Source organism: Pontibacter virosus (assembly GCF_003096355.1).
Taxonomy (GTDB): domain Bacteria; phylum Bacteroidota; class Bacteroidia; order Cytophagales; family Hymenobacteraceae; genus Pontibacter; species Pontibacter virosus.
The window spans coordinates 120,859-130,631 of record NZ_QEKI01000013.1 but is presented as its reverse complement, the minus strand read 5'-3'; the positions used below and the strand labels follow the sequence as shown (position 1 = coordinate 130,631).

Annotated in this window: 7 protein-coding genes; 3 read left to right on the top strand and 4 right to left on the bottom strand. The window is 44.3% G+C overall.

Annotated features, from left to right (window positions below):
• Nucleotides 1-76: 76 nt before the first annotated feature.
• Together C8E01_RS16780 and C8E01_RS16775 are read right to left on the bottom strand one after the other, a co-directional pair.
• On the bottom strand, nucleotides 77-1,378 hold the full coding sequence (locus tag C8E01_RS16780; protein ID WP_116544615.1) for a sensor histidine kinase: 1,302 nt from the start codon (nucleotides 1,376-1,378) through the stop codon (nucleotides 77-79).
• Nucleotides 1,368-2,726 (bottom strand): sigma-54-dependent transcriptional regulator, encoded by a 1,359-nt coding sequence (locus tag C8E01_RS16775; protein WP_116544614.1) that lies wholly within the window; start codon nucleotides 2,724-2,726, stop codon nucleotides 1,368-1,370. Before C8E01_RS16775 ends, C8E01_RS16780 begins: the two co-directional genes overlap by 11 nt.
• Before the next feature lie 272 nt (nucleotides 2,727-2,998).
• Between C8E01_RS16775 and C8E01_RS16770 the strand changes: the two genes are divergently transcribed.
• The 3 genes from C8E01_RS16770 (at nucleotide 2,999) to C8E01_RS16760 (ending at nucleotide 7,712) form a co-directional block, all read left to right on the top strand.
• Nucleotides 2,999-5,419 (top strand): ABC transporter permease, encoded by a 2,421-nt coding sequence (locus tag C8E01_RS16770; RefSeq protein ID WP_116544613.1) that lies wholly within the window; start codon nucleotides 2,999-3,001, stop codon nucleotides 5,417-5,419.
• A gap of 200 nt (nucleotides 5,420-5,619) precedes the next feature.
• Nucleotides 5,620-6,873, top strand: coding sequence for an efflux RND transporter periplasmic adaptor subunit (locus C8E01_RS16765; RefSeq protein WP_116544612.1), 1,254 nt, complete (start codon nucleotides 5,620-5,622; stop codon nucleotides 6,871-6,873).
• A gap of 119 nt (nucleotides 6,874-6,992) precedes the next feature.
• On the top strand, nucleotides 6,993-7,712 hold the full coding sequence (locus C8E01_RS16760) for an ABC transporter ATP-binding protein (protein ID WP_116544611.1): 720 nt from the start codon (nucleotides 6,993-6,995) through the stop codon (nucleotides 7,710-7,712).
• Between the two features lie 105 nt (nucleotides 7,713-7,817).
• Here C8E01_RS16760 and C8E01_RS16755 read toward each other — a convergent pair whose 3' ends face one another.
• Nucleotides 7,818-8,546 (bottom strand): LytR/AlgR family response regulator transcription factor, encoded by a 729-nt coding sequence (locus tag C8E01_RS16755; RefSeq protein WP_116544610.1) that lies wholly within the window; start codon nucleotides 8,544-8,546, stop codon nucleotides 7,818-7,820.
• Nucleotides 8,515-9,552: a sensor histidine kinase gene (locus C8E01_RS16750; protein ID WP_116544609.1), complete on the bottom strand. Its 1,038-nt coding sequence runs from the start codon at nucleotides 9,550-9,552 to the stop codon at nucleotides 8,515-8,517. Before C8E01_RS16750 ends, C8E01_RS16755 begins: the two co-directional genes overlap by 32 nt.
• Between the last annotated feature and the right edge of the window lie 221 nt (nucleotides 9,553-9,773).

The following is a 9,773-nucleotide window of genomic DNA, read 5'->3' as shown; positions in this document are numbered from 1 at the left end:
CCAGGAACTGGCGCTTGATCTTGTCCAGATCCAAGCCGGTGTTTTCTTCCATGTTTTTCTGTGTTAAAGGTAATACTCAATTAACCTTGACACAGTTGACATTACACCCTCTGCACAGGCTAAGGCCGATGCCGCTACCTTGTTTTCGGGTACTGAAGAAAGGAATAAAAATTTTCTCCTGAACTTCCTCTGACATGCCTTTTCCGTTATCGGATACCCTTATCACAACTTTTCCATTTGAGGCCTTCAAAGCAGATAAAGTTATCACAGGATCCATACTGTCTTTTACAGCATCGATAGCATTTACAACTAGATTTATCAGCGCCTGGTCCAACAAGTTAGGGTCTGCCTGAAGGGTTAAATCCTGATCTTTCAAATTGATTTCCAAACTAATGTTTTTTTGAGCGAGAGTCGGTTGCATTAACCGGGAGAGGTTAGAGAACAGCTCCCGAATATATACCTTGTCTAAATTCAGGGTGGTTATTTTATTCAGGTTCCTGTACGTTTCAGCGAACCTTAGCAGGCCCTCACTTCTTCGTTTAATCGTGCTTATACCTATCTCCAGGTCTTCCACGTCATCCTGGTTTATACCGGTGGTAATAGAATGCTGCAACCGGTTTTTCAGGGTATCAGCCAGTGAAGATATTGGTGCTACTGAATTCATGATTTCATGCGTCATCACGTTCAGAAGCTTTTGCCACGCCTGCGATTCTGTTTCGTCCAGGGCTTCATTAATATTCTGAAAAGCTACCAATTTATACTGTATCCCCTCATTCTGGAAGGTAGCGGCAGATAGGAGCACTTTTATAGTTCTTTTATCTCTTTGAGCTGTATGAGCAGTGGCTATTTTGGTCTGTCCGGGTTGCAATTGCTGCACTTCCAGGTATAAGCCCAGATCCCTTTTCTCAAGCGCATGCACCGACTTCATGTGAGGCACATGAAGCAAATTCTTAAGGGATTCGTTCATCAGCAAAATATCACCGCTATCGAGCGCATACGTCATAATGCCGGTGTCTATTAGCTCGGTTATTTTCTGCAGGTTCTGATACTGTGTTTGTTTTTCATGGCTGATGGTTTTGAAAGTAGAGTTAATCTCATTAAACCCATGTCTGAGTATTTTCAAATCTGAAGAGGCGTGTTTCTCATCGAAGAAAATAGAAAAATCGCGGTAATGGATGGATTGTATGAATTGCTGAAATTCAGCCTGTGCCCGTTTGTGAAACTGAATCAGTTCATATACCTGGAAAATGATAACAGGAAGTATAAAAACAAGTGCTTCTGTCCACTGCTTTATAAGTAGAAAAGCCGGAAGACTGAGGGTAATCAGCAGGAGTGCTACCCGTAGGGAAAGCCTTGATTCAAAATTGTTAAAGCTCATACTTATTCAGTCGGCGGTAGAGAGCGGTGCGCGTTATACCCAATTCTTTAGCGGCTTTCGTCATGTTACCGCCATGCCGCTCCAGCACGAGGTTGATAGTGGTCTTTTCCAGTTCTTCCAGGTTTGTTTCCACTACAGTAGCCTCAGTAGCAGGTGCGGTTTCTATCGGTGAGAAAAGAATGTCTTCTGCTGATAGTAATTCGCTGTCCGCCATAATCACGGCCCGTTCAATGGCATACTGCAGCTCCCGCACGTTGCCCGGGTAATGGTAGCGCAGCAGCTTTTCCTGTGCTGGTTTAGACAGCTCAAGCGTTGGTTTCATGTATTTCCCGGCATACACTTTCATAAAATGCTTTGCCAGCAGAATAATGTCATTCCCTCGCTTGCGGAGCGGCGGAATTGTTATTTCCACTGTGTTAATCCGATAGATCAGATCTTTTCGGAAATGTGCGTTATTCGCCAAATCCGTCAGCGACATATTGGTTGCGCAAAGCAAGCGAACGTCTATATCGATCGGCTCATTGGTGCCCACCCGTATCACCTGCCTGTTCTGCAGCACACTGAGTAGTTTAGACTGCTGGTGCAGGGATATGTTGCCTATTTCATCCAGAAAGATCGTACCGCCTTTGGCAGTTTCAAACCTGCCCGCCCGATCTTCTTTTGCATCCGTGAAAGCGCCTTTTTTATGTCCGAACAGTTCCGATTCAAAAAGTGATTCTGTCAGTGCCCCTACATCCACTTTTACAAAAGGCTTGTCAGCACGTAGCGAGTGTTGGTGTATGGCCTTGGCCACCAGTTCTTTGCCTGTGCCGTTCTCACCCAGTATCAAGATATTGGCATCTGTTGGCGCTATTTTTCTGATCTTGACAAAGATCGCCTGCATTGCTTCGGATTCGCCTAGTAAATCGAAGGCAGGCACAGTAGAAGAGGGCGCAAAACCAGTGGTTTTAGTTTCTTTAGCTTTACCAGAAATTGCTGCCTGAATGGTACCGATCAGTTTCTCATTGAGCCATGGTTTAACTACAAAGTCAAAGGCACCTTCTTTCAGGGAGCGTATAGCCAGGTCTATGTCGCCGTAAGCAGTTATCATAATGACTGCGGTGTCAGGCTTCAGCTCTTTTATCTTTTTTAGCCAGAATAGACCTTCGTTGCCTGTGTTGATGGAACTGACGAAGTTCATGTCCAGCAGGATAAGGTCGAATGATTTTTCCTTTAGGAGCGAAGGAATATGTTCAGGGTTTTTTTCAGTGACAATTTCCTTTACCTGTGGCCGTAGCAATAGCCGGACAGCGGTTAGCACATCAGTGTCATCATCGACCACCAGAATAGAAGCCTTCTTTAATTGCATAAGCGAGAGTATATAGCAACGGAATAAACTACAATTATGCCATTAATACAAGAAGCTGATTTAGAAGCAGTATTCTCATTTAACCGGTTTCGATATGTGCGTTATCGCACACTCATCGCACGGTTTTGCACCATGTCGTTTTAATTTTTATTATTAATACGTTGATTATTAGGTATATGTGGTTTTGGCATTTGTTCTGATTACCTGAGCTTGTCTTAGGACAGCGTGAATAAAACTATAATAGAACTCAAGAACAGTTAAGTCATCAAGGTATGTTCAGAAATTATTTCAAAACCGCTTATAGGAACCTGTTCCGCCACAAGGGCTTTACCATCATTAACATTGCCGGGCTGGCGTTGGGTTTAACTGCATGTTTGCTGATCGGACTGTTTGTACACGATGAACTGCAATACGATAAATTTCTTCCTGAAGGGGAGCGCGTATACCGCGTGTACAATGATATTTCAGCCCAGGAAGCAGGTTCTATTTTAGCGCCTGTTCCCCCCATGTTCGGAACCACCCTAAAGGAGAGTATACCGGAAGTAGATAAAGTTGTACGCATACTTATGCTGCAATTTGATGCAAACAACCTGGTAGAGGTTGGGGAGAAGAGTATTTATGAAAAAGGACGCTTCTTCGCCGATCCTGAATTTTTCGAGATATTTCAGCTTCCTTTCAAGTACGGCTCTCCCGAAAAAGCCTTAACAGATCCTTCTTCCGTTGTTATTTCAGATGAGTTTTCTGAGCGGGTATTCGGAGACATAGATCCTGTCGGCAGGAAGGTGTCTTTAGACAAGCAGCCTTTCATTGTAAGGGGTGTTTTTAGTACTACCGAGAGATTCCATTTGCCTGTCAACTTTGTGCTTCCGATGGCAGCAGCGGAGCTACCCGCCGAGCGTATGAAATCCTGGGGATGGCAGCAGTTTTATACTTATGTAAAACTGAAAAAGGGAGCTGATCCAGAATCGGCCCAGGCAAAATTCAGGAGTATAGTAGGAAAACAGATTGATGAGGATAAGAATCAGCCGTTTAAATACTTGCCGTTCCTACAGCCCCTGAACGAGGTATACCTGTATTCCTCAGGTTTTAAGTATGATCAATCGATTAAGGGGAACATAACTTATGTGAAGGCACTGAGTGTCATCGCCATATTTATCTTACTTATTGCCTGCTTTAATTTTGTGAACCTGGCAACGGCCAAGTCTTTGCAGCGCGCCAAAGAAGTGGGTGTGCGAAAAGCCATAGGTGCCAGCAGAAGCCAGTTGATGTTACAGTTCCTCAGCGAAACAGTGCTCTTAACACTTATCAGTGTCATTTTTTCTGCTGCACTTACTTCCCTGCTTCTGCCTTCCCTAAATGCCTTTACTGGTAAGGAAATGGACTTCAACGTTTTCACGAATCCAGCCTTGCTTTTACTGTTGATTGGCCTGACACTGGTGGTTGGTATTCTGGCGGGGCTTTATCCAGCTGTGATTTTGTCTGGTTTTAAACCAGTAAAGGTATTAAAGAGCGCCGTTGTGGTAGACAGTAAAGTAGGGAAAATACAATGGTTGCGACATGGGTTAATTGTGGTACAGTTTGCCCTATCTATCTTCCTGATCATAAGTGCCAGTGTCGTTTACAAACAGGTAGGATACCTGCACAACAAAGACTTGGGCTTTAACAGGGAGCAGATCATGTTTTTCCAGATGAGGGGAGATAATATGTTCGCTAACCATGAAACGTTTAAAAGCGAGTTACTGAGAGGGGCAGGTATAAAGGACGTTTCGATGGGCTATGGTTTCCCGGGTGATGCGACGGCAGGTGATGGCGTTATTGTGCCCCGAAATGGAGAACAGGTCCGGCACGCTACGACGCTGTTGATGGTCGACTTCAACTATATAAACACACTGGATGTAAAAGTGGTAGCCGGAAGGCCTTTCTCAAAGGACTTTAAAACGGATGCTGATCACGCCTTTATGATAAACGAAACGGCTGTGAGAGAACTAGGCTACGAAATGCCGGAAAATGCGCTAGGTCAAACACTGCTGTGGCCAACCTGGGATAACCAGGATTCTTTAAGGGAAGGAAAAATAATCGGTGTTGTAAAAGACTTTCATTTTAAGAGTTTATATGATAAAGTAGATCCAACTGTTCTGCAAATATACCCTGGAGCTTATGTGAAAGTAGCCGTAAAAATTAATGCTGAAGATGTAGCCGGTTCTATCGAGCATGTCAAAAGTGTATGGGATAAATTCTCGCCTGATTACCCTATGGAATACATTTTCATGGATGATAACTTTGAGAAAATGTATAAAGCAGAAGATAAGCTGAAATCACTGCTGACCATTTTTACTGCCATCGCCATTTTTGTTGCCTGCCTGGGTCTGTTTGGTTTGGCTGCCTATGCTGCAGAGCGCCGCAAGAAAGAAATAGGCATCCGTAAGGTACTTGGCGCTGAAACGACGTCCATCGTTATGTTGCTATCGAAGGATTTTCTGAAGCTGGTTGTTGTGGCCGCACTCATTGCCTTTCCAATCGCTTGGTATGCTATGCAGAAATGGTTGCAGGATTTTGCATACCGGATTGATATACCTGTCTGGATATTCCTGGTAGCCGGATTTGTGGCAGCCCTGCTGGCATTTGTGACCATCAGTGTTCAGGCCATAAAAGCGGCAACTTCAGATCCGGTGAGGAATCTGCGGGTAGACTAGGTATAGGCTAACCTTCTTCCCTGATATTAAGATTGTATGACGCAGCTGTGCGGTAGCAGACACTTGACTGTACGGTAACGCACACTATACCTATCAGTATTTACTATATTTGTGTTTAATTAATTGGTAATCAGTTATTTGATTGTTGTGGCATATTAATTGGCAGAGCAGAACCAACAGGATTAACCAAGCCTTATACCATGGACCGCGTTCTAGAGAAAAAGAAACCCACACCTAAAAAAATTGCCCTGCTAGCTGGTGCTGCCCTTGTATTGGTCATCGTGCTCTACAACCTGCTCTTTGCAGATCAAACATCAAAATTAAATGTAGATACCAGCCGTGTTACCATCGGAACGACACAAAATGGCTTGTTTCAGGAGTTTATTGCTATTGACGGAACAGTAGAACCACTCAAGTCTTTTTTCCTTGACATAACAGAAGGCGGCCGTGTAGAGAAAATTTATACTGATGATGGTCGAATGGTAGAGAAAGGCGATACAATCCTGAAATTATCTAACACTACCCTGCAGATAGATTTCATGACGCGCGAAACCCAGCTTTACGACCTGATGAACGAGCGCCAGAATTCTGAAATCTCTATGAAGCAGGATTTGATCCGGAAGCAGAACGAACTAGCTGAGATTGAATACAACTTATCCCTTGCAGAAAGAACCTACAACAGAAATAAGCTTCTGATTGCTGAGAAAGTAATTTCGCAGGAAGAGTATGAGGCATCCAAGGACCTGTACGAGTATCAAAGCAAGCGACGCGCGCTGGCAGACCGCTCTGTAAAACAGGATACGCAATTAATGAAAGAGCGCCTGCGACAGCTGGATGAGTCCATCAGGAGAATGACGGCAAATATTAACATGGCCAGAGGTACCCTCAATAACCTCTATGTGGTCGCTCCGATTGCCGGACAGCTTTCTACCTTAAGAGCAGAAGTGGGAGAGTCAAAATCACCGGGGGAGAACATAGGCCAGATAGATGACCTGGATGGGTATAAAATAAATGCCAGCGTCGACCAGCACTACATTTCACGCATTTTCCCCGGCTTGACAGGCACTTTCGATTTTAATGGTAAATCACATCAGGTTAAAGTGGCGAAGCTGTTTCCAGAGGTCCAGAACAATAAATTCAGAGTAGATATGGAATTTATGAATGGTGCCCCCGAAGGTATACGCCGCGGACAGACCCTTCAGCTAAAACTCAATCTGAACGATGGAGCAAGGGCAGTACTAATACCGCGTGGAGGTTTCTATCAAAGCACGGGCGGCAATTGGATATTTGTGGTAGATAAATCCGGAGAGTTTGCCGTGAAGCGGCCTATTAAGCTTGGACGACAGAACCCGCAGTACTATGAGGTAATAGATGGCTTGCAACCTGGCGAAAACGTGGTGCTGTCCTCTTATGAAAGCTACGGTGACATTGACCGGCTTGAATTGATTAGATAGAAAAGGATGGATGATGCATGAAATTACTCACGCTAAAAGATTGAAGACCAGTTCTAACCTTCAAGATTAATACGAAATAAGACTAAGAAATTAATATCAACATTAAATAACCCACCAACATGAGCAACAAAGAACTAATCATTGAGACTGAGAATCTTCAGAAGAAGTATGTGACGGATACGGTGGAAACGACTGCCCTTGCGGGTGTTAATCTGCGAATTGCAAAAGGGGAGTTTGTTGCTATTATGGGGCCATCGGGTTGTGGCAAATCCACTTTGTTAAATATACTCGGTCTATTGGATAACCCCACATTTGGTAGCTTGCGGTTCTCAGGTCAGGAGATTGCCGAAGCAAGTGAGCGCCAAAGAGCTATAATCAGAAAACAGAACCTGGGCTTCGTTTTCCAAAGCTTTAACCTGATTGATGAGCTTACTGTGGAAGAAAATATTGGCTTGCCTTTGGCATACCTGGGAGTCTCCAAATCTGAAACAGAGCGACGTGTAACAGAAGCCATGGAACGCATGGGTATAGCGCATCGCCGTGCGCACTTCCCTCAACAATTATCAGGCGGTCAGCAGCAACGCGTAGCTATTGCACGTGCCACGGTATCCAATCCAAGCCTTATACTTGCCGATGAACCAACAGGTAACTTGGATTCGGTGCATGGCCGTGAAGTGATGGCGCTGCTTTCCGAATTAAATGAACAAGGTACCACCGTTGTGATGGTGACTCACTCGCCTTCCGATGCAGAGTATGCGCACCGCATAGTTAATCTGTTTGATGGCCAGATTGTGACCGAGAACCTGAACACTAGCAAACATGTAACGGAGTTACTTTAAAACGGCTTCAAAATATTTATTGTGAGACTTATACTTTTCATACCTCCAAATAAGGAATATTAACCCTTAATGAGAGGGTATTGGAGCATCACAACCAGGTTGTATTTAGATCAGACCTCTTAATTTTTTGTAAAAGCTATCACTATAGGTATCACTGATCGGGATGATCTGATCTGCAATTCTGATCCTGTTCTTTTCAATGTGGTCTATCTTGTCAATGGCTACCACAAAAGAACGGTGTACACGGGCAAAATCCTGAGTGGGTAGTAGCTCCTCCAGTTTCGCAAAGCTTAGCAGCGTCATGATCTTTTCCTTGGCCGTATGTATTCGCAGGTAGTCTTTCATTCCCTCAACAAATAGAATATCACGGGTTGCAATTTTCTGGATACGGTGGCCCACTTTCAGGAACAGGTATACTGGCTCATGTTTCGAATCTGCTCTAACTTCCGTCCTTTCCGGTAATTGGCGGTTACCCTGTTCCTGGTACAGGCGCAGTACCCCTTTGTAGAATCTTTCAAATGAAAACGGTTTTACCAGGTAATCCTTCACTTCCAGTTCAAAGGCTTTTAGGGCATACTGATCGTAAGCTGTCGTCAGGATAATCATCGGCTTTGGGTTCAGCATCGGGATAAAGCTTAGTCCATCCAGGTCAGGCATGTTGATGTCGAGGAAAAGCAGGTCGGGCTTATCTTCATCCAGCTGGGCAGCGGCCTCAAGAGGGCTGATAAAGGTGCCTTTCAGCTCCAGGAAAGGCACCTTCGCTACATATTCTTCCAGTATTTCCTGAGCCAGATGCTCGTCATCAATTATATAGCAGCTGAGCTTCCCTTTCATGAACCAGTGAATGAAGACTGTGAATCTTTAGAGTAACTGTAAATATCTCGCCCGTGTTGTTTATTTCAAGTTGATGCTGGTCCGGATACAATAAAGCTAACCTTTTCTTTACATTAGGCAGACCAATGCCGCCCGGTTCTTCCAGCATGTTATTTTGATGTTTCCCGATCGGGTTCTGTATACTGAAGGTAAGCGTATTTTCTATTATCTCTACAATCACTTTTATAGCACCTGGCTCCAGTCTTGCGGGACTGTGTTTATAGGCATTCTCCAGGAGGTGTATGAACAGCAGCGGAGCAATGTGGCAGGACTCAGTATCTCCAGTTATCTCAAGATCTACTACGGGGGATTTCTTATACCTGAGCTGCTGCAGACCTACATAATCCTGCAGGTAAATCATTTCCCTTGAAAGCGGTACTGTGGGAGCATTGGATTCATAGATCATGTAGCGCATTAGCGAAGACAAGCGCATCACGGCTTCCGGTGCTGCCGGCGCCTGTTTGTATACTAGGGTGTGGATGTTATTGAGGGTATTGAATAGAAAATGGGGATTGATCTGTGATTTCAGGTAATAGAGCTCTGCCTCCACGGCTTGTTTCTCTAGCTGCTCTTTCTTGATGGTGTTAAGCACCAGGTTCTCTGTGATTCTGGCCAGCCAACTTAGAAAGATAAAGGGGATTATTATTGAGAATAGGGAAATAAGATAGTACTCAGATAAAAGGTCATTCGTATCCAGCTTTCTGTAATGTAAAAGGATATAAAGAGCAGGACCAGTCAGCACGATTCCTGCCAGCCTAAGGAAATAAGCACGCTTCTTATTTTTCCCTAAGTACCGAGTCAGGAGAAGGAAATGGCTATAAAACACATACAGAGCTGTCAGCATAACTGCCACGGTTAAGTGAAGCCAGTGGGCAGTATCCTGGCTTAGTTGTAAAGCTATCAGCAGGCTGAACAGGATCCAGAGACCAATGTGGATCCGCGTGAATACCTTTTTGATTCGATTCATAAAACAAAGATATTTTATCCTGCCATTCTCTTACTGCCTACTCGACCGTTGCCTGATCTTAATCTACGAAATGGTTAATCAAGGCCGCAAGTACTTTGAGGGAAGCAAATCAGCCATTGGTCGATTACTTTACTGAGGTAGCATATCGCTTTTTGCTTTCCGTTCTGGTAAAACTTCCTTTATCCTGAAAATGAGGGAAATGCTCTGAATTGGTGTTTCGC

Bases quoted from the DNA above. Each gene is read 5' to 3' on its own strand.
- C8E01_RS16780 (WP_116544615.1), bottom strand. From the start codon at position 1,378: ATGAGCTTTAACAATTTTGAATCAAGGCTTTCCCTACGGGTAGCACTC.
- C8E01_RS16775 (WP_116544614.1), bottom strand. From the start codon at position 2,726: ATGCAATTAAAGAAGGCTTCTATTCTGGTGGTCGATGATGACACTGAT.
- C8E01_RS16770 (WP_116544613.1), top strand. From the start codon at position 2,999: ATGTTCAGAAATTATTTCAAAACCGCTTATAGGAACCTGTTCCGCCAC.
- C8E01_RS16765 (WP_116544612.1), top strand. From the start codon at position 5,620: ATGGACCGCGTTCTAGAGAAAAAGAAACCCACACCTAAAAAAATTGCC.
- C8E01_RS16760 (WP_116544611.1), top strand. From the start codon at position 6,993: ATGAGCAACAAAGAACTAATCATTGAGACTGAGAATCTTCAGAAGAAG.
- C8E01_RS16755 (WP_116544610.1), bottom strand. From the start codon at position 8,546: ATGAAAGGGAAGCTCAGCTGCTATATAATTGATGACGAGCATCTGGCT.
- C8E01_RS16750 (WP_116544609.1), bottom strand. From the start codon at position 9,552: ATGAATCGAATCAAAAAGGTATTCACGCGGATCCACATTGGTCTCTGG.